The organism is Nocardia sp. CA-120079, from assembly GCF_050955745.1.
Taxonomy (GTDB): Bacteria; Actinomycetota; Actinomycetes; order Mycobacteriales; family Mycobacteriaceae; genus Nocardia.
Genome location: NZ_CP192088.1, coordinates 5,564,271 through 5,583,451, shown reverse-complemented (window position 1 = coordinate 5,583,451; position 19,181 = coordinate 5,564,271). Strand labels below are relative to the sequence as shown.

Here is a 19,181-nt window from a genome sequence, read left to right as displayed (position 1 = left end):
CTCGGGCTCGAATTCGGTGATCCGCACGTCGGCGGATACCGCCCGGCCGCCGGGGCCGGTCACCCGCTGTCGATACACGGTGCCCGACGCCGGCGGCGCCTCGGCGGTGATCTCCTTGACTCCCGCTCGCCAGCCGGCGCTATTGGTGGCATCGGCGAAGAAGGCGAATACCTCCCCGATGGGACAGGTGATCGTGACGGTATGTCCTCAGATCAGCCACACGGTGGCCGCGCGTCGGACGGCTGCCGAGCTTTATCGGCCGCGATGCCGAGCGCGTCGAGATCGCATGAGCCGCTACACCTCTAGCGAATGCGTGCCGAGCACAGTCCGCGGAACAGCCGACGTCTGTCCTCACCCCGGCCCATAGGTCAAAACCGCGGTGATCACGAACCAGATCACCCACGCGAACGCGATGAGCATGCCCGCCGCCAGCGTGATGCGCATGAACGCCCGGCCCAGATCCATATCGCCTGCCTGCCGCGGATACAGCTTCCACGGGCTGTACCAGGGCGCCTCGATGACCAGGGCCGGTGCGTCGGCATCCTTTTCGGCCCGCGCCAACTCCTCGGCATAGGCCTCCGCCTGCGCCTGGTTCGGGCCGCCGTGCCACAGCGTGATATCGATCGGGCCGAGGAAGCCCTCGTTGATCAGATCCTGCGGGGCAGGCAGGGCGGGCAGGATGCCCAGGCTGCGGAAGGCCACCGCGACATCGTTGGCCGTCCACAGGTGGATGTTCTTCTCGGAATCGGCCAGCGTCTCGAAATAGTGCCGCAGTCGTTCCGGATCGCTGCCGAGGATCACATCGAAACTCGGATCGCTCCACTCCTGTTTGACCGACAGTTCGGCGCCGCGCAGCGGCACGATCAGCGCGACACCGTGCACCGCGCGCTGACCGAGACCGCGCGCGGCCAGCCAATTCTGCAGTGCGAGTGTGTGTTCGCGCGATCGGTCCAGCGGGGTGCGGCGATCGCGGGCTTCGCTGGCGATCGGTGCGCCGGAGATCGTCCACGGACCGCTGAGCGGCACCTCCAGCACGCCGTCCTGGCGCGCGACCAGCGCCTCGGCCTCGATCACCACGCAACTGGTCGGGGTCCAGATCACCGCGTCGAACTGATGCAGCCGATCGTTGTGGAACAGACTGCAATTCACTGTGGCGACGCCGTGCGGGCTGGCCGGATCCTTCCAGGTGCGCAGCCAGTCGATCAGCGCCCGCTCGGCATTGGTGCCTGCCGGGTTCTGCACTCGCACGAGCATTCGCGACCGCCCTTCACGTCATCACTCGATGGTGGCAAGGATACGGACAACTCTGCCCGGTTCGCCGCGCCTATGACCAGACGCGGCGTGTCACTGCGGTTGTTCCGCGGCAATCTTTCCAGCCCGCACCGCGTCGACCAATTCGGCGTGGTCGGCCTCGGTCCGATCGGCATAGCGAACCGCGAAGCGCGCGACGGCATCCTCGAACGCCTCTGCACCGTCGAAATACCCGGCGAGCAGGCGCGGATCGAGGGAACGCGAATGTGCGCGAGCCAGTAGCGCACCGGCCAGCCTGCCGTAATCGTCGAGATCGTCCGAGGACAGCTCGGCCGGATCGATACTGCCCTTCATATTGCGGAACTGGCGCACCGTGAACGGCAGTTCGCCGGTCTCCAAGCGCAGTGTGGTCCAGCCGAGCAGGATATCGGTCTCGGACTGAACCAGCCTGGCGCCCCGCACGATTCGCTCACCCTCGTGCGCAGGCCGCGCTGCGGGCAGGAACGGCGCCAGCGCCGACGGGTTGGCCTGTTTCAGCTGCAGCACCAGCGCCTCGCCGTCATTGCCGTGCAGCAGTGCCACATAGCTGTGCAGTCCGACGCTACCGGTGCCAACGATGCGGAAGGCGGTGTCGGACACCGCGAATCGGGTCAGCAGATTGCGCCGGGACTCGCGCAGGGTGTCGCCGTAGCGCTCCAGCCCGTCGATGATCTCCTCGGCCACCTTGGCGTCGACCGCCGTGAGAATCGGTGGATCACTGACGAATCGGTGCTTGCTGATCCCGGTCTCGTGGTCCTCGAGATGTTCGGTCCACTTCTCGACCACCTTGGCGCTGGTGTTCTTGCGCGCCTTCTTCGCCGCCTTCTTGAAGTCGTCGAGCAGATCATCGGCCCTGGCCCTACTGATGATCGACTCGTCCGGCAGCGCGCTCCACGACTCCATGAACGGTTGCTCGGCGAGATGATCGATGGCGAGGCGATAGTTGCGGGCCGCATCCCGCGCGGCCCGCAGGCAATCGTCTTCGGCCGCACCGCCTTCGCGGCCCGCCAGCACCAGACTGGCCGCGAGCCGCTCCAGATCCCATTCCCACGGGCCGACGATCGTTTCGTCGAAATCATTTATGTCCATGACGATTTCGCCGCGTGGCGTGCCGTACAGGCCGAAATTCGCGGCGTGCGCGTCGCCGCAGATCTGCGCGGGTACACCGGTGTCCGGACTGCCCGCGAGATCGGCGGCCATCAAACCGGCAGCACCGCGATAGAAGGTGAACGGCGAGGCGAGCATGCGACCGATCCGCAGCGGAACCAGATGCGGCAACCGACCGGCATTGCTCGCCTCGATGAAGTCGAGCACATCCGGTCGTGTGGACCAGGTGACCACTCGATCCCGGGCACTGACCGGAACCCGCTGACGCAGCGCCCGCCCGCGAGCGCGGACGTCCTCGGCAGGAACATACGAGCGAAGATCAATACCACCGTCCACTGTGTCATTTTGCCGCGGCTTCGCCGCGGCGTGTTCGCGGCCCCCTGGTGTCTCACGGCTGACCCTTTCGAGCGACCTGCAAGCAGTCGCTAGCGGCGCCGTCGAGACTCGCGCCTGCGGCGCATGCGCTTCGACGGCTCGGACGCGAGACGGGCCGCGAACGGGTCGCTCGTAAGACTCGCTCCGTCGTGGTCGGTGACGGCCGGGGTGTTCGGCATCTGATGCACTCGTGTCGACGGGCGAGTCCCGCGCCTGCGGCATAGGCGCTTCGACGGCTCGGACGCGAGACGGGCCGCGAACTCCTCGCTCGTAAGACTCGCTCCGTGGTGGTCGAGCGAGATGGGTATCGGGGCGCTGACGTACCCAGCCCGCTCAGGTGGCGGGCACCGCGGGGTCGACCGGTGTGATCGGCAATCGCAATGCGCCGGGGGCGGATGCGGGCACCGCCGGATGGTTCGGGGCGACGGGGGAGATCCGCTGATATGGCGAACCGAGTTCCGGACGCGGATCGGCCTCGTTCCTATTGGGCCAGAACGCCATTGCGCGCTCGGCCTGTGCGGTGATCGTCAGCGACGGATTGACACCGAGGTTCGCCGTCACCGCCGAACCGTCCGCGACATGCAGCCCGGGATGTCCGAATATCCGCTGATACGGGTCGACCACACCGGCCTCGGGCCCCTCGCCGATCACACAACCGCCGATGTAATGCGCGGTGGCCGGGATATTCAGCACATCCATGATCAGGCCGTGGGTATCGCCGTTCACCTTGGCGCCGAACCGTCGGCCGATATCGTGCGCCAGCGGAATCCAAGTCGGATTCGGTTCGCCGGTGCCCTGTTTGGTCTTCAATTGCCCGCGCTTGCGGTAGGAGGTCAGCGAATTGTCCAGTGACTGCATCACCAGCAGGATCACCGACTTCTCCGAGGCATGGCGGGCATTGAGACTGCGCAGGAAAACCAACGGATGCAACACGATTGCCAGCAGGAAGCGCAGGAATCGGAACGCCCCGCCGTCCACGATCGGCACCGACATCGGGAACAGTGCGTTCTGCCTCTTGCCGTAATGGCAGACCTCGATGTGGGTATCGGCCTCCGGATGGATCGAGGAGGTGATCGCGATGCCCTCGGCGAAATCGCGGCGCGAGCGGCTCACCACATTGAGGATCGCCTCGGAATTGCTGCGGGTCAGCTCACCGAGACGCGGCGACAGCTCCGGCAGTATCGCCTCGTCGCGCATCTTGTGCAGCAACTTCTGCGTGCCGAGCGCAGCACCGGCGAATACCACCTGCTCGGCGGTAAATGTCTTGCGCTGCTTGCGAATCCAGCGATCAGAGGCCTCGGTCTCGACCGCATATCCACCGCCGGACAGCGGCCGGACGGCGGTCGCGGTGGTCAGCGGATGTACCTCGGCCCCGGCCTTTTCGGCCAGATACAGGTAATTCGTCGTGGTGGTGTTCTTGGCATTGTTCGGGCAGCCGGTGAAACATTGCGCACAGTGCACGCAGCCGCGGCGGTGCGGACCCGCGCCGCCGAAATAGGGATCTTCGACCTCGGTGCCCGGATCGGTCTCGTTGAAGAAAACACCCACATCGGTCGGGTGGAAGGTATGGCCGACGCCCAAATCGTCGGCAATCTCCTTGATCACCTCGTCGGCGGGTGTCATCCGCGGATTCGGGGCCACGCCGAGCATGCGCTGCGCCTGGTCGTAGTACGGCGCCAATTCGGCCTTCCAGTCGGTGATATGGGCCCACTGCTTATCGGTGTAGAAGTTCGGGAGCGGCTCGTAGAGGGTGTTGCCGTAGATGAGCGAACCACCGCCGACGCCCGCGCCCGAGAAGACCGCGCATTTGCCGAGCACACTGATCCGCTGCGGTCCGGTCAAACCGAGCCGTGGCGCCCAGATCGATTTGCGCACATTCCAATTCGTCTTCGGAATATCCTCGGCGGGCCAGCGCCGTCCGGCCTCGAGCACGCCGACACGGTAGCCCTTCTCGGTCAGGCGCAGCGCACTGACGCTGCCGCCGAATCCGGAGCCGATCACTACCACGTCGTAGTCGAATGCTGGCATGGTTTCCCTCTCTGAACCGTGCGGCAACCGTGTGAGACGGTTTCACACTCATTCTGTCACCCGGGTCGCTGCGGTGTATCGCACAGCAGGTCAGGTACCGAAAGTATGCGCGATCGGCGTGCCCGGATGGCGTGAACCGGGGTCGGTGCGGTATGCACGGGCTGTGACAACCGAATCGGGGAAAACGGAACCGGGCGAGCGCGCCGGCTCCGGCGCGGACAACCCGGGGAAAGCAGGCGGTCCGGCCGCGGGCGGCGTCTTCGCCGACCGCATCTTCACCGTTCCCAATGTCCTGAGCGTATTGCGACTGGCCGGTGTGCCACTTTTCGTGTGGTTGCTGCTGGTGGTGCGTGCCGACGGCTGGGCTTTCACGCTGCTGGTGCTCAGCGGCGTCACCGACTTCCTGGACGGCAAGCTGGCCCGGCTGCTCGACCAGTCGTCGCGACTCGGTGCGCTGCTCGACCCGTTCGTGGACCGGCTGTACCTGGTGACCACGCTGGCGGCATTCGTGATCCGCGGGTTGCTGCCCTGGTGGGTCGCAGTGATCCTGATCGGTCGCGATGCCGTCCTGGCCTTGACTCTTTCGGTGTACAAACGCCGCGAACTGGATCCACCCGAGGTCATCTACCTCGGTAAAGCCGCCACCTTCGCGCTGATGTCGGCGCTGCCGTGGTTGCTGGCCGGTCAGATGGATTGGGCGCTGGCAGGTTTCGGTCGTGCCTTCGGCGGGGCATTCCTGGTCTGGGGCACGGCGGTGTATGTGTGGACCGGCGTGCTCTACGTCTGGAAGGCTTTCGCCGTCGCGCGAGCGATACCGGCTGTGCCACACCGCAGTGAGTAGCGATTAGAGTTGCGTGGAACCCGCTGGCGACTGCTTGCAGATCGCTCGAGAAGGTCAGCACGATGAAAGGACGGCCTGTGACCCAGACCCCCGAGGATCTGCGCTACACCGAAGAGCACGAATGGGTGCGGCGGATCGGCCCGACCCGGGTTCGGGTGGGCATCACCGACTACGCCCAGTCTCAACTCGGTGACGTTGTGTTCGTGCAGTTGCCGGAGGTCGACAAAGATGTGGCGGCCGCGGAAAGCATCGCCGAGGTGGAGTCGACCAAGAGCGTGTCCGATATCTACGCTCCGCTGGCCGCGAAAGTTGTTGCGGTGAACGATGTTCTGGACTCGGAGCCGGAAACACTGAACACCGATCCCTATGGCGACGGGTGGATCTTCGAGCTCGAATTGAGCGACGAGGCCGGCGTGGATGCCGCGCTCGGTGAACTACTGGATGCCGCAGGTTATCAAGGAGTTATCGGGGGCTGACCCAGCCTTCCCAGTTCTACCTGCACGGGTACGCCCTGGCAGGGTACGGTCAATGCCAACAGATGTGCCGGTGCTTGGCAGCCGGTGTTCTAGCGCCAGGATCCCCAGGTCGTGGCGGTGAAGGCAGCACCTGCTTGCATGGATAATCAGGTTCGAGGAGGAGAGAAACGGTGAGCGAGAACAAAGACCCGGGTTACGGGGAGACCGCGGCCGAGACGACGTCGGTCTTCCGCGCGGATTTCCTGAACGAGGTCGACGCGTCGCGCTCCGCTGAGGCGACCGGCGAACAGCCGGTCCAAGGGGTCGAGGGTCTGCCGGTTGGTGCTGCCCTCTTGGTCGTGAAGCGAGGCCCGAATGCGGGCTCGCGGTTCCTGCTCGATCAGCCGACCACGTCGGCGGGCCGCCATCCCGACAGTGACATCTTTCTCGATGACGTCACCGTCAGCCGTCGGCATGCCGAATTCCGGCAGGACGACGATTCCTTCCAGGTGGTCGATGTGGGCAGCCTGAACGGCACCTACGTCAACCGGGAGCCGGTGGACTCCTCGGAGTTGCAGAACGGTGACGAGGTTCAGATCGGCAAGTTCCGCCTCGTCTTCCTCACTGGGCCCCGGGTCCAGCAGAGCGATTCGTCGGCGGGTGCGGGCAGCCTGTGACATCAGCGGCACGGATTTCGCGTGTCGGTAGTGTTGACAGGGAAGAACGCTGTGTCATGAAAGACTCGGTGCTATGACGGGCGCGGCGCAGTGGGCTCGCGGAGGCATGTCGATCGGCTCCGTGCTGGACCTGCTGCGACCGGACTTTCCGGATATCACAATCTCGAAGATCCGTTTCCTCGAGGCCGAGGGGCTGATCCGACCCGAGCGCACACCGTCGGGTTATCGCAGGTTCTCGATCGCGGACTGCGAACGGCTCAGATTCGTGCTGACCGCACAACGCGATCAGTACCTGCCCTTGAAGGTGATCAAGGAGCAGCTCGAAGCGATCGACAGCGGTGCGGCGACGCTCGGTGTGCGGGAAGCCCGCGCCCGGGCGCACTCCGGCCGCAACGGTGCGCCGGAGTCGGGGCACGCCATGCCCGACTCCGAGCCCACCGCAACACCCGCGGCGCACCATGGCGCGCGCACTGCGGCGCCGCGCAAACTCGGCGTCGTGCCCGGTGAAATCTCGCCCGATGAGCTGCGATTCGATCATGAAATCCGGCTCACCCGGGGGGATCTGCTTGCCGAGGCCGAGATCGATGAGAAATTCCTCGCCGATCTGATCCGAGCGAATCTGATCATCCCCGGCGCCGCCGGTTTCTTCGACGAGGATGCGGTGACGCTGGCCAAAACCGCCAAGGCGATGGCCGAATTCGGCCTGGAGGCACGGCATTTGCGCGCCTTCAAGTTGGCCGCGGACCGCGAGGCCGCGCTGGTCGCGCAGATCGCGGCCCCGATCGCCAAGAGTCGCGATGCCGGTGCGCGCGCACGTGCGGAGGAGACGGTGCGGGAGTTGGCGGCATTGTCGCTGACATTGCATACCTGCCTGGTGAAAGCGTCGGTGCGGTCCTCGCTCGGCGGCTGAGTTCGGCGGGTGCATTCGAAGTTCGCTTTGCGTTCCAGACAAACAACACGCCGATTTCGGCTGTGCACAGGGAATGCTGCACGCGTCGAGGTTCGCTTAGACTCGTGGTACGGCGAGCTCTGCAGCGGTCATGCCGGGCGGCCGGCGAGTCATTGGGAGGCAGTGCGATGAGTGAGATGCGCGTAATCGGCATTCGTGTCGAGCAGCCACAGAACCAGCCCGTGCTGTTGCTCCGCGAGGTGTCCGGAGACAGGTATCTGCCGATCTGGATCGGGCAGGCCGAGGCGACCGCGATCGTGCTCGAACAAGAGGGGGTGACCCCGATCCGTCCACTGACTCACGATCTGATCAAGATCTTGATCGCCGACCTCGGGCACACCCTCAAGGAAGTGCGGATCGTGGATCTGCAGGAGGGCACCTTCTACGCGGATCTGGTCTTCGAGAACGATCTGCGGATCTCGGCGCGGCCGTCGGATTCGATCGCGATCGCCTTGCGGGTGGGTTGCCCCATCTATGCCGAGGAGCCGGTGCTCGAGGAGGCGGGGCTGGTCATGCCGGACGAGCGCGAGGACGAGGTGGAGAAGTTCAAGGAGTTCCTCGAGTCGGTCTCGCCGGACGATTTCAAGGCCACCGATAGCTGAGATGACCTGGCGGACTGGCATTGTCGGTTCGGCGTGCCCATATTTCTGCTGGCCCTAAAGTAGAGGTCGAGACTCTTACCGCGCGTCGCGTTTGGTCGGATGATGCCGCTCCCGGGACAATCAGGGGGAGTAATCTCGATAGTTGGGCCACGTCCGTTATGGCCGGTCGTTGGTCGTGACGGAGCCGGGTCATCGATGAGGCAAGGCGTCGGCGAAGCAAGGGAGTGGTCAGTGGCAGAGCAATCGCAGGATGTGGTACAGCCAGGCCTGTTCCCAGATGATTCGGTGCCCGACGATTTGGTCGGCTACCGCGTACCCAGCGCATGCCAGGTGGCCGGGATCACGTATCGGCAGCTCGACTATTGGGCGCGGACCGGACTGGTGGTGCCTTCCATCCGAGGTGCAGCGGGCTCGGGCAGCCAACGGTTGTATTCGTTCAAGGACATTCTGGTCCTGAAAATCGTGAAGCGACTATTGGACGCGGGCATCTCGCTGCAGAACATCCGCATCGCGGTCGATCATCTGCGCAGCCGGGGCGTGCAGGATCTGGCTGGTATCACGCTGTTCTCCGACGGCACCTCGGTGTACGAATGCACCTCGCCCGAGGAGGTAGTGGATTTACTGCAGGGTGGGCAGGGCGTCTTCGGAATCGCGGTCAGCGGCGCCATGCGGGAACTGACCGGAGCCATCGCCAACTTCCCGGCCGAGCGGGCGGTGAGCGGCAGTGCGAGCGAACGCCCGGAGGACGAACTGTCCTTCCGTCGTAAGGCTCGGATGAACCAGAAGACCGGCTAGAGATCGTGTCCAGTGCCCGTCGCTGCTGCGGCGGGCAATTTCTCATATGCACCGGAGTGATGAGCGCTACACGCCCATCCGGGGTCCGGTGGCGTCATTTATTGCGCGCGCGGCATAAACTAGCCATGCGTCGCCGCCGTGCGGGAGAGTTCCGGACTTCACAAGAGTCCGGGCGCCGAAGGAGCAGCACCTCCCCGTCAATCTCTCAGGCAAAAGGACCGTACGGGCTTCGACGTCTCTGGAAAGTGGTGTTTGGCGCACAACGCGGCGATCGCCCGCCCATGGGGAAAGGGGTCCTGAGCCCTGTCCGTTCGAGGCAGGGCGTCGCGGCGTCCGAATCTCTCAGGCTCCACGACAGAGGGGGAGGGCTGGTACCCGTCGACCATTGTTGGTCGACCCCGCCCGACCTTGGAGCTGCCGTGACTCGATCATTCGCCGACCGCCACATCGGACCCGACCGGGACGAACTCGCCCGGATTCTGGACGTCGTCGGCGTCGGCTCGCTGGACGAGCTCGCGGCCGCGGCGCTGCCCGCGAGCATCCTGGACGGCACCGGCCTCGAGGTGCTGCCGCCAGCGGCCACCGAGCACGAGGTGCTCGCCGAACTCGCCGAGCTCGCGCAATCCAATACCGTCGCCGCCTCGATGATCGGGCTCGGCTACTACGACACGCTGACTCCACCGGTGCTGGTGCGCAGCCTGCTGGAGAATCCGGCCTGGTACACCGCCTACACGCCGTATCAGCCGGAGATCAGCCAGGGGCGGCTCGAGGCGCTGCTCAATTTCCAGACCATGGTGTCGGATCTGACCGGGATGGAGGTGGCCAATGCGTCCATGCTGGATGAGGCCACCGCCGCCGCCGAGGCGATGACGCTGCTGCGCCGCGCGGGCAAATCCAAGTCCGCACGTCTGCTCATCGATGACGATCTGTTCCCGCAGACCAGGACCGTGCTGTCCACCCGGGCCGAGCCGCTGGGCATCGAGATCGTCTCGGCGGATCTGTCCGGTGGCGAGTTGCCCGATGGCGAGTTCTTCGGCGTGCTGGTTCAGGTTCCGGGTGCGTCGGGGCGGATTGTGGACTGGCGGCCGGTGATCGAGGCGGCGCACGAGCGTGGTGCATTAGTGGCGGTCGGTGCGGATCTGCTTGCGCTGACATTGATTACGCCGCCGGGGGAACAGGGCGCGGACGTATGTTTCGGCACCACACAGCGTTTCGGGGTGCCGATGGGCTTCGGCGGTCCGCATGCCGGATATCTGTCGGTGCACACCAAGCATGCGCGGCAGCTGCCCGGCCGGTTGGTCGGCGTCTCCGTGGACGCGGATGGCAACAAGGCATACCGGCTTGCGCTGCAGACCCGTGAGCAGCACATTCGCCGGGAGAAGGCGACCTCCAATATCTGTACCGCGCAGGTGCTGCTGGCCATTGTGGCCGCGATGTACGCGAGCTACCACGGTGCCGACGGACTGCGGGCGATTGCCCGCCGCGTTCATGCGCGTGCGGCCGCCATCGCGGCGGGGCTCGATGGTGTCGTGGTGCACGAGAACTTCTTCGACACCCTGCTGGTGCGCGTGCCCGGCGGCGCGGAATCCGTTGTCGCGAAGGCGAAGTCGAGCGGAATCAACCTGCGGCTGGTGGATGCCGATCACGTCGGCATCGCGTGTGACGAGGCCACCACCGAGGCGCATGTCACCGCAGTGCTCGAATCGTTCAGCACCGGCCTGCCATCGGGCGTCGGCGATCCGGGCGGTGCGCCGAGCGTGACCGGCGGTTCGATCGAGACCCGCACCTCGGAATTCCTCACCCATCCGGCCTTCACCAACTACCACACCGAAACCGCGATGCTGCGCTATCTGCGCAGGCTTTCCGATAAGGACATCGCGTTGGACCGCAGCATGATTCCGCTCGGCTCCTGCACCATGAAGCTCAATGCGACCGCCGAGATGGAGGCCATCACCTGGCCCGGTTTCGCGCGGGTCCATCCGTACGCGCCGGTCGAGGATGCGCCCGGCCTGCTGCGGGTGATCACCGATCTGGAGGGCTGGCTCTCGGCTATCACCGGGTACGACCAGGTGAGCCTGCAGCCGAACGCGGGCAGTCAGGGCGAGTACGCCGGGTTGCTGGCCATACGGCGCTATCACCTGGATCGTGGTGATACCCACCGGGATACGTGCCTGATTCCGTCCAGTGCGCACGGCACCAATGCGGCCTCGGCCACCATGGTGGGGCTGCGCGTCGAGGTCGTGAAGTGCCGGGAGAACGGCGATGTGGACCTCGACGATCTGCGCGCCAAGATCGCCGACCACGCCGACCGGCTGGCCTGCATCATGATCACCTACCCGTCCACGCACGGCGTGTACGAGCACGAGGTCGCCGAGTTGTGTGCGCTGGTGCACGATGCGGGTGGTCAGGTGTACGTCGACGGTGCGAATCTGAATGCCCTGGTGGGCCTTGCCCGTCCGGGCCGGTTCGGTGGCGATGTCAGCCATCTGAACCTGCACAAGACCTTCTGTATTCCGCACGGTGGTGGTGGTCCGGGCGTCGGCCCGGTGGCGGTGCGCTCGCATCTGGCGCCGTATCTGCCCGGTGACCCGCTCGAGCCGGGTTCGCACGCGGTGTCGGCGGCCAAGTACGGTTCGGCGTCGATTCTGCCGATCACCTGGGCTTATATCCGGATGATGGGTGCGGACGGCCTGCGTAAGGCCACGTTGACCGCGATCGCGTCAGCCAACTACATCGCGCGCCGGTTGAACGAGCACTTCCCGGTGCTGTACACCGGCGAGAACTCGATGGTGGCGCACGAGTGCATTCTGGATCTGCGCGAGATCACCAAACGGACCGGCGTGACCGTCGACGATGTGGCAAAGCGGTTGGCGGACTACGGATTCCACGCGCCGACCATGAGCTTCCCGGTGGCGGGCACATTGATGGTGGAGCCTACCGAGAGCGAAAACCTCGCCGAGTTGGACGAATTCGTCCTCGCGATGACAGCGATCCGGGGCGAGATCGATCAGGTCGCCGCGGGTGTGTGGCCGGTCGAGGACAACCCGCTGCGCGGCGCACCACATACCGCGGCCTGTCTGGTCGGGGAATGGGACCACCCGTACAGCCGGGAGGTCGCGGTGTACCCGCAGGGATTGGATCCGGCGCGGGGCAAGGTGTGGCCCTCGGTGCGGCGCATCGACGGCGCCTACGGTGACCGCAATCTCGTCTGCTCCTGCCCGCCGCTGGACGCGTACTGACGGCCACCGAGCCGCACCTCGACCCCGTTGCCGGTGCGGCTCGGTAGCCATCTTTCGTGCCCCGAGGGCGGCGGGTCACGCTGGGTCCGGCGCGGCCTCGGGTTCGAGTTCCGGTATCTCGCTGAGGGCTTCGATTCCCAGTTCCGACCGCGTCGCGTCGATGACGGCGCGTTCGTCTTGGACGGTGTTGGCAATTGCCTTGTGCCACAATGCGCGGATCGCGTTGACGTCGTCCATGGTTGCTTCGTGGTCGAGTTCGACCTTGAGGCGTTGCACGGTGATGCTCTGGGCCGCGGTGAGGGTGCGGAGGAGATCCTCGCAGCGCTGCGGGATCTTGGGGTTCGCAAGGACGCGCAAGCGGGTGATGTAGCGGTTGCATGCGGAGATGCTCTGCTGTACTTCCTTGCCGAAACTGTCCACCTCCTCGACGGATTCGGCCTTCCAATCGAGGGTGTCCCACAGGGTTTGGCGGACGTCGGCGGCGGCGAGCAGTACCGAGGAGATCGCGGTCAGAATCGAGTCGCGTCGCCATTTGTCCTGTTCGCGGCGTTCTGCGGCGGCGTTGGCGTTGTCGATGTTGCGTTGCGCGGCGGCGTGGGTTGTCTCGATATTGGCCTGTGCGGCATCAAGTGTGGTCCGGTTGCGCTCGTCGGCCGCGGTGATCGCGTCGCGGTTCGTCCGGTTGTTGATCAGGACGCCGATGAGCGCCGCGGCGGCGACGATGAGCGAGCTGAGAAGCGGAAGCCAGGAAGTCACCGGGTCATCATTGCATTGCGGGCTGCTCCACTGTGCCCCGATCGGCCGTCAGATCGCACCGGCACGTGCCGCGGCTGGTGCGACACCGGCCGCGCGGAGGGTGTCTTGCGTGGTCAGCGGTTCGTGAGTGACGAACGAGCGGTAGTAGATCGGCGCCACGCCGAGGAGATTGCCGCAGGCGATGATTCACGGCGTCGTCAACGCGTGCATAACCGCGGTCCCGAAGCCGACGTCATCCGAGGTCGGCAGTCGCGTGTATGTGCCCCCGGTCCGCTGAGCGGCGGTTTGGAGCGTCTCTGTGCCATTGCCCCCGATAACGATCACATCGATGCGAACCGGATGGGCCGGATCGGCGGCGGAGGTCAGCTCGGTCAGCAGTTTGGCTCCGGTAGTGGTGGAGTCGTCGTCCGGGCCGTCGGTGATGAGCAGAACCGAATTGGTGAGCCCCGGAGTGTATCCGCGAACAGCCGACTTGTAGGCGGCGATCAGTGACGGATAAGCCTGGTCGGTACGAGATTCGGTGGGCTTCACCGCCTCCAGCGCCGTATCCAAGGCGGTGCGCTGCTGATTGTTCAGTGGCGCGGTGGGCGTTTGGATCTTGTACGGCGTTGTCCCGTCGAGGTTCTTCCCGAACGTCCAGACGCCGAGTCCGAAGTCCGGTGGCATCACATTCGTCGTGGACCGCAGCGCGCCGAGTGCATTCGAGAGCCGGGTGAGGGATCCGTCGCTGTTGCCCATCGAGGACGAGACGTCGAGCAGCACCGTAGCTTGCACGCCGAGAACAGGGTTGGCCAGTGTGGCACGCACCTTGTCCAGTGCGGTCCGCGGCGCGGCGGGTGCGGCGAGGGCCGGTGCCGCGGCGAATCCGGCAGCGGTGAAGGCCGAGGACTGTTGGGGTGCGCGCAAGTAGTCGGTGAACAGTGATGCGATCAGATTCTGGGTCTTGTCCACCCACGCCCCGGACATCAGCGCGGCGGGATGATCGGCAACAGGTGCGGTCCCCATTGGCCGAAATTCCGATGTACTACCAACAGCTTTCAGTTGCTGCTCGGTAGCCGCTACTGCGTGAATGGGCGAATTCGTCCCACCGATCGCGGCCAATGCGGCCGTGGTGTCCGCCGCCTGCGGCGCTTTCGCGGCGAGCCCGGAGATGGCCGCGACAACCTGACCGGACCGCGCGACTTGATCGGTGAGCGGATCGGTTCCCGAAACCGCGGAGCCGACCGCTGCTGCCGCCGCCAAGGTCGAGTCCCCGGCGGGCAGCGCCATCCGCAGCCCGCCCCACCCGGACAATCCGAGTTCGTCCAGCGAACCCTGTTGCAGCCGTGGTAAATCCGCCCAGGTGATCTTGGCTTGCTCGAGCGCGCCTCGCAGATCCTCGGGAACGGCGACCACGATCGGACTCATCGCAACCGGCGCGGGTGTGCCCTCGATCAGCCCAGGCACCCGCATGGATTCGATGGACCGCATCGAATCGGCGATCCACAGCCCCGGCTGCGGACCGAGCGCACCGTTCCACGGCGTGCCCGCGGTGAACCCGGCGACGATCGCCGCTGACGGCTGGGCCGTAACCACCACTTTCGCGCAATGATCGCGCACCTTCGGATTGGTCGCGTTGTAGCGCTCCGCCGCGGCCCGCACGGGATCGGCGATATCCGGATCGACCGTGACGAACAGCGTCGACGGCCCCTCCTTACATTCCGCCGCGGCCGACTTGTCCCGGTTCGCGGCGCGATCACTGAGTTGAAAAAACGCGAAGACCGCCGCGACTAGCAGCAAAACGGCAACCACTGCGATAACCGGACCTTTGCTGACGCCCCGGGACCTGGTTCCGCTGCGATGTGTGCCCACGATCCTCAGTGTATGTTCACGCGGGATTTGCCGTGCCGGTGTGTCCGGTGCGGCGCACCGGCACGGCGTGGCGCGAACGTCCGACTAGGGTCGGATCATCCGTCCGCGGTCGAACTCGTGTCCGCCCCAAACTCCGGACTGTCCAGTCCGCGCGGCGAATTCACCGCAGGCGTCTCGAATCGGGCAGCCGGCGCAGACCGCGCGCGCGTACTCGAAGTCCTGCGACGGGTACGGGAACCATGCCTCGTGATTCGGATCACCGCGGCAGGCCGCCCGATGCCACTCTCGGGAATCCGAGAGCGGGAGCAGGTCGGTCAGATCGACAAGCGCGCTGGTCTCCAATTCGACGGTCATTTCGAGCCTTCTCCTTTCTCTCTCGGCTCAGGTAGCGGCCAGTTGCTTCCAGATCCGCTGTTGCCGTTTGGCCAGGTGGTCGGGCGCCTTCGGCTGCCACAGCAACCGCATGCCCGCTTCCTCCGGCGTCCGGTCGGCCTTGCTCGAGTTGCACCGCGCGCATGCGGCGATCAGGTTGTCCCAAGTGTTGGGACCACCCCTGCTGCGGGGCCGAATGTGGTCGACGGTGCGTGCCCAGGACGCGCAGTATCCGCACCGGTGGTGGTCGCGGCGCAGCACACCGGCCAGCGTCGCGCGACTGCCGTCGTGTACTCGCGTCACATGGTCGAGGTATACGTATCGCAGCAGCCGGATCGTCTCCGGCAGCGCGAGCTCGAGATGCTTGGAGCGGATCGGGAGGTGCGGCTCCCGATCGGCGATCGACTCCGCGGCGCCGCCCATGAGCAGCACCACGGCCCGGTCGGCGCTGATCTCGGTGAGGGCCTCGTAGCTGGCGTTCAATACCAGTACCCGGGTGTGTATCCAGTTGTCGACAGTAGACACCACCGGATCGGTGGCACGGTGGAACGTCATGGGAGTCACCATGTTTCGAGAGAGCGAGCGAATTCGGACGGCGCGGGTCGGTCAGTTACCGGCCGGGAGGCGGCGCAGTTCCTGCTCGACGCGCGCGTCATACCGACGCAAGCTCGATACGACAATGGTCACGGCCGCCGCCTCCTTCCTCATGCTCGTGAGCACCCGCGGAATCGGGTGATCATCATCGAAATCCATGGTGGCACAGCGCGCCCACCGGTGGCGAAGGGTTTTTCAGGCCAGGCCGATCAGCCACTGCCGCAGCCACGCGGTGGCGGTGGCGCCGTTGGAATCCACGACGTAGGTCGGATAGTTCTGGTGTACGAACGAGTTGTAGAACCGCTCGAATTCCCGCTTGCGCTCGTTCATTTCCGGATCGGCGAGCTGGTTCTGGATGAGCGGGGACACCCCCGTCGCCATCAGGTCGTTGAAGATGGCGAACGCCTCCTGCTGATAGCGCCACACCTGAGCCGGGTCGGGATCGGAGGCCTGGGCCAGGAAGCCGGCGACGCGGGTCGCGAAGTCGGTGGGCGGTGCGGCGCAGTAGAGGTCGCCGACGGCGCAGATGGTCCGGGTCTTCTGGGTGAGGAAGCCGAAGCCGCCGATGCGCGGGCCGCCCGCACCAGCGCCGTCGACCGGCGGGCCGATGAGTGCGTCGGTCGGGGAGCGGCGCGGATCCGAGATGAGCCCGACCGCGGCGATGCGTTCGGGCCGAATGGGACTCAGTCCGGTGCCGATTTCGGCGGCGAGATCGCCTGCCGCATCCGCGCCCTGGCTGTAGCCGATCAGCGCGATCTTGGTCTCGGCGCACTGCTGGGCCATGGCCGTGACCAGGCCGCGGGCATTATCGATGGCCTGCCGCTTGGACCGGCCGTAAACATCGGTCTCCCAGGGGAAAGCGGTCGCCGCGTAGGTCACGTAGTCGGTCCTGGTATTTCGCGGCAGGTTATCGGTGACGCTGGCGAGCATGCCCTCGCCGGGATTGGCATCGGAGGTTTCCCACGTGCCGGGTACCGCCACGACATACAGGTCGGGGCAGCCATTGGGCGCTGCCGTCGCCGCGCCGGCACCGCCGACGGCGCCGGCCGCACCTACCATGACGGTTCCCGCCACGGCACCGATCATCTTGCGCATAAACATGGTCCACACCTCGGTTTTGCTAGGTCCGAAGCGGCCGGGGGCCGTACGCGACTGCCTGCCGTCGCGTCGGAGACAACCGTACGGTCTGACCAGGGGTTGATGCGGGAACAACCCGTGACAAACGCCGAACATTTTTAACACAATGCGCAATGCCGACGATTCGCCCGGCGCGGCGGGATGAAGGAGTCGCGGGCGAGGGGGTGCGCGACTCCTTCATCGTGTCCGAGGGGCAGTCACCGCCTCGTCCACGGTTGTGGTGGTTATCAGGACACCGATGACTCCCTCCCGTGCATCATCGTGTGCCCATCCATTGAACCCCGATCGACAGGCGTGCGTCCCGGCTTCGAGCATATGTCGTTCGAGAAGGTCGGGTCAGCCGATGGGCGTGTGGCCCAACAGAACTCGGCCGGTGAACCGGGTCTGCTCGGCCCGCGGCAGCGGGTGGAACAGGCAGCCGTGGATGTCGCGGTACCACATCTCCAGCTCGCACCCGCGCGAAAAGCCCACGCCGCCAGCGGTTTCGATAGCCAGCCGGACGGTATCGACGAGTGCGTCGGCGGCCACGGTCTTGCGGCTGAGCGTGCGGGCACCATAGCCGTCGGTGTTGTCGAAATGCAGATTGTCCGAATCGGTGAACATGGCGGCGATCAGATCCGCTGCGGTGGTGTAGGCGTTCATCATTTCGCCCGCCAACTGGAAGGTATACGGTTCGCCGCGGTCGGCGACGAGTGCCGCGGTCAATTCGACCGCGGCATCGGCGATGCCGAGATAGGCCGCCATGACCAGCGGCATGGCCGCGCCGATCACCACATTCAGCACCGGGGGCCACACGTCGGCGGGGCGGGTCAGCGAGATCGCGGCATCGGGAACGAAGACATCCTCGAAGACCACCGTATGGGAGCCGCTGGCCCGCAAACCGATAGTGTCCCAGGTCTTTTCGATACGGGTACCGGGGGCGTCCAACGGCACCGCGAAGTGCAGCACCTGGGGTCCCTCCGGCGCATCGCCGCGGCGGATGCTGGTCATCACCACATCGCCGACCTCACAGCCGCTGGCGGGCGCTTTGCGCGCGCTCACCCGGAAGCCGCCGTCGACGCGCTCGGCCCGGCCGTTGGATTCGACCCAGTCCGAAGCGCCGGTGCTGACCAGGATCGCGCCCGCCGCCACCTTGGCGAATACCGCCGAGGCGTCGATGCCGTGGTTGTGCCGCCAGACCTGCGCGGCCACCAGATGGGTGTGCATGGCGAACGCGACCGCGGTGGACGGATCGTGGCGGCCGAGTTCGCGCAGGATCTCGCCCATCTCGCGGTGCGTCACACCGCCGCCGCCGAACTCGGTCGGTACGAGTGCGGCGCTCAGTCGTGTGGCCCGCAGTAGGTCGAAGGCCGCGACGGAGATGTCGCCGGTGCGGTCGCGGGCGGCCACATCGGCGCGCAGGGTTTCCCCTACCTGGCGTGCCAGGGCGATCCAGTCGGTGGTGGTGATGTCATGGGCGATAGTCGTCATGTTTCGAAGTTAGGAACGGCCGCGATAACGCGCTGGTCGCTGCTGATCCTGCGAGATCTGCTCATCGGCACAACTCGCTTCAACGATCTGGCGCGCGGTCTGCCAGGGCTTTCGCGCAGCCTGCTGGCCAAGCGGCTGCGCCAGTTCGAGCGGGCCGGATTGATCGACAAGGTGGGCAGCGAATACCTGCTCACCGCCGCCGGTCGGGAATTGGAGCCGATCCTGTTCGGACTCGGCGAATGGGGTGCACGCTGGACCTTCGGCGAACCGCAGCCCGAGGAACTGGATGCCGGGCTGCTGGTGTGGTGGATGCACTCCCGGCTGGATACATCCACGTTTCCCGGTAAGCGTCACGTGTTGTGTGTGCGGTTCACCGACGACTTCCGGCGCTATTGGATCGTCGTCGAATCGGGTGTGCCTTCGGTCTGTGATGCCGATCCCGGCTATCCGGTCGACGTCACGATCAGCTCCGATCTCGAATCGCTGTACCAGGTTTGGCTGGGACGCATTCCGCTCTCGCACGCAATGCGAACCGGCCGAGTGGAATTCACCGGGCCGACGGCGCTCACCCGGCGGATGCCGGCGGTACTGCGGCTGAGTCCTGTTGCGGGATATGCGGATCCGGTCGTACGCGCCTCGTGAT

General features: G+C 65.7%; 18 protein-coding genes and 1 riboswitch. Of the genes, 8 read left to right on the top strand and 10 right to left on the bottom strand.

Annotated elements, in window-relative coordinates; genetic code table 11:
- Positions 1-351: 351 nt before the first annotated feature.
- The 3 genes from ACQPYR_RS25735 to ACQPYR_RS25725 form a co-directional block, all read right to left on the bottom strand.
- Positions 352-1,254, bottom strand: a complete 903-nt coding sequence (locus tag ACQPYR_RS25735; RefSeq protein ID WP_433621507.1) for a nuclease-related domain-containing protein — start codon at positions 1,252-1,254, stop codon at positions 352-354.
- A 90-nt stretch (positions 1,255-1,344) separates the two neighbouring features.
- Positions 1,345-2,733 (bottom strand): DUF2252 domain-containing protein, encoded by a 1,389-nt coding sequence (locus ACQPYR_RS25730; RefSeq protein ID WP_433621506.1) that lies wholly within the window; start codon positions 2,731-2,733, stop codon positions 1,345-1,347.
- A gap of 372 nt (positions 2,734-3,105) precedes the next feature.
- Entirely contained in the window at positions 3,106-4,800 is a 1,695-nt protein-coding gene (locus ACQPYR_RS25725; RefSeq protein ID WP_433621505.1) for a GMC oxidoreductase, read from the bottom strand.
- Positions 4,801-5,071: 271 nt separating this feature from the next.
- On the opposite strand from ACQPYR_RS25725, the gene ACQPYR_RS25720 reads away from it, so the two are divergent.
- From ACQPYR_RS25720 to gcvP, 7 genes are all read left to right on the top strand, one after another.
- A complete protein-coding gene (locus ACQPYR_RS25720) occupies positions 5,072-5,641 on the top strand; it encodes a CDP-alcohol phosphatidyltransferase family protein (protein ID WP_387293224.1) in 570 nt (189 codons plus the stop codon).
- A 77-nt stretch (positions 5,642-5,718) separates the two neighbouring features.
- Complete coding sequence (gene gcvH, locus ACQPYR_RS25715) at positions 5,719-6,117, top strand: glycine cleavage system protein GcvH (RefSeq protein ID WP_433603448.1); 399 nt, start codon at positions 5,719-5,721, stop codon at positions 6,115-6,117.
- Between the two features lie 170 nt (positions 6,118-6,287).
- Entirely contained in the window at positions 6,288-6,773 is a 486-nt protein-coding gene (gene garA, locus ACQPYR_RS25710) for a glycogen accumulation regulator GarA (RefSeq protein WP_040689879.1), read from the top strand.
- 106 nt (positions 6,774-6,879) lie between these two features.
- Complete coding sequence (gene ftsR, locus ACQPYR_RS25705; RefSeq protein ID WP_433621504.1) at positions 6,880-7,683, top strand: transcriptional regulator FtsR; 804 nt, start codon at positions 6,880-6,882, stop codon at positions 7,681-7,683.
- Positions 7,684-7,850: 167 nt separating this feature from the next.
- Positions 7,851-8,324 carry a bifunctional nuclease family protein gene (locus ACQPYR_RS25700; protein WP_433602795.1) on the top strand — a complete coding sequence of 158 codons (474 nt, stop codon included), beginning with the start codon at positions 7,851-7,853 and terminating at the stop codon, positions 8,322-8,324.
- A 195-nt stretch (positions 8,325-8,519) separates the two neighbouring features.
- Positions 8,520-9,119: a MerR family transcriptional regulator gene (locus ACQPYR_RS25695; RefSeq protein ID WP_433621503.1), complete on the top strand. Its 600-nt coding sequence runs from the start codon at positions 8,520-8,522 to the stop codon at positions 9,117-9,119.
- A gap of 131 nt (positions 9,120-9,250) precedes the next feature.
- A riboswitch (glycine riboswitch) is annotated at positions 9,251-9,350 on the top strand.
- 188 nt (positions 9,351-9,538) lie between these two features.
- On the top strand, positions 9,539-12,358 hold the full coding sequence (gene gcvP, locus ACQPYR_RS25690) for an aminomethyl-transferring glycine dehydrogenase (protein ID WP_433621502.1): 2,820 nt from the start codon (positions 9,539-9,541) through the stop codon (positions 12,356-12,358).
- Between the two features lie 75 nt (positions 12,359-12,433).
- Here gcvP and ACQPYR_RS25685 read toward each other — a convergent pair whose 3' ends face one another.
- The 7 genes from ACQPYR_RS25685 to ACQPYR_RS25655 form a co-directional block, all read right to left on the bottom strand.
- Complete coding sequence (locus ACQPYR_RS25685; RefSeq protein WP_433621501.1) at positions 12,434-13,114, bottom strand: hypothetical protein; 681 nt, start codon at positions 13,112-13,114, stop codon at positions 12,434-12,436.
- Between the two features lie 186 nt (positions 13,115-13,300).
- Positions 13,301-14,965 carry a VWA domain-containing protein gene (locus ACQPYR_RS25680; RefSeq protein ID WP_433621500.1) on the bottom strand — a complete coding sequence of 555 codons (1,665 nt, stop codon included), beginning with the start codon at positions 14,963-14,965 and terminating at the stop codon, positions 13,301-13,303.
- An 84-nt stretch (positions 14,966-15,049) separates the two neighbouring features.
- A complete protein-coding gene (locus ACQPYR_RS25675) occupies positions 15,050-15,319 on the bottom strand; it encodes a WhiB family transcriptional regulator (protein ID WP_433621499.1) in 270 nt (89 codons plus the stop codon).
- Between the two features lie 27 nt (positions 15,320-15,346).
- Positions 15,347-15,892 (bottom strand): HNH endonuclease, encoded by a 546-nt coding sequence (locus tag ACQPYR_RS25670; protein ID WP_433621498.1) that lies wholly within the window; start codon positions 15,890-15,892, stop codon positions 15,347-15,349.
- Positions 15,893-15,943: 51 nt separating this feature from the next.
- Positions 15,944-16,090, bottom strand: a complete 147-nt coding sequence (locus tag ACQPYR_RS25665) for a hypothetical protein (protein ID WP_387292773.1) — start codon at positions 16,088-16,090, stop codon at positions 15,944-15,946.
- 36 nt (positions 16,091-16,126) lie between these two features.
- Positions 16,127-17,032, bottom strand: coding sequence for a cutinase family protein (locus ACQPYR_RS25660; RefSeq protein ID WP_433621497.1), 906 nt, complete (start codon positions 17,030-17,032; stop codon positions 16,127-16,129).
- A gap of 372 nt (positions 17,033-17,404) precedes the next feature.
- On the bottom strand, positions 17,405-18,538 hold the full coding sequence (locus ACQPYR_RS25655) for an acyl-CoA dehydrogenase family protein (protein ID WP_433621496.1): 1,134 nt from the start codon (positions 18,536-18,538) through the stop codon (positions 17,405-17,407).
- Here ACQPYR_RS25655 and ACQPYR_RS25650 point away from each other — a divergent pair.
- The gene (locus ACQPYR_RS25650) at positions 18,521-19,180 is read left to right on the top strand and encodes a winged helix-turn-helix transcriptional regulator (RefSeq protein WP_433621495.1); all 660 of its coding nucleotides are present in this window, start codon (positions 18,521-18,523) and stop codon (positions 19,178-19,180) included. The genes ACQPYR_RS25655 and ACQPYR_RS25650 overlap by 18 nt on opposite strands.
- Position 19,181 lies beyond the last annotated feature (1 nt).

Coding starts and splice junctions, on each gene's coding strand:
- ACQPYR_RS25735 (WP_433621507.1), bottom strand. CDS start 1,254: ATGCTCGTGCGAGTGCAGAACCCGGCAGGCACCAATGCCGAGCGGGCG.
- ACQPYR_RS25725 (WP_433621505.1), bottom strand. CDS start 4,800: ATGCCAGCATTCGACTACGACGTGGTAGTGATCGGCTCCGGATTCGGC.
- ftsR (WP_433621504.1), top strand. CDS start 6,880: ATGTCGATCGGCTCCGTGCTGGACCTGCTGCGACCGGACTTTCCGGAT.
- ACQPYR_RS25700 (WP_433602795.1), top strand. CDS start 7,851: ATGAGTGAGATGCGCGTAATCGGCATTCGTGTCGAGCAGCCACAGAAC.
- ACQPYR_RS25695 (WP_433621503.1), top strand. CDS start 8,520: ATGAGGCAAGGCGTCGGCGAAGCAAGGGAGTGGTCAGTGGCAGAGCAA.
- ACQPYR_RS25675 (WP_433621499.1), bottom strand. CDS start 15,319: ATGACCGTCGAATTGGAGACCAGCGCGCTTGTCGATCTGACCGACCTG.
- ACQPYR_RS25670 (WP_433621498.1), bottom strand. CDS start 15,892: ATGACGTTCCACCGTGCCACCGATCCGGTGGTGTCTACTGTCGACAAC.
- ACQPYR_RS25665 (WP_387292773.1), bottom strand. CDS start 16,090: ATGGATTTCGATGATGATCACCCGATTCCGCGGGTGCTCACGAGCATG.
- ACQPYR_RS25660 (WP_433621497.1), bottom strand. CDS start 17,032: ATGTTTATGCGCAAGATGATCGGTGCCGTGGCGGGAACCGTCATGGTA.
- ACQPYR_RS25650 (WP_433621495.1), top strand. CDS start 18,521: ATGGGCGATAGTCGTCATGTTTCGAAGTTAGGAACGGCCGCGATAACG.
- ACQPYR_RS25655 (WP_433621496.1), bottom strand. CDS start 18,538: ATGACGACTATCGCCCATGACATCACCACCACCGACTGGATCGCCCTG.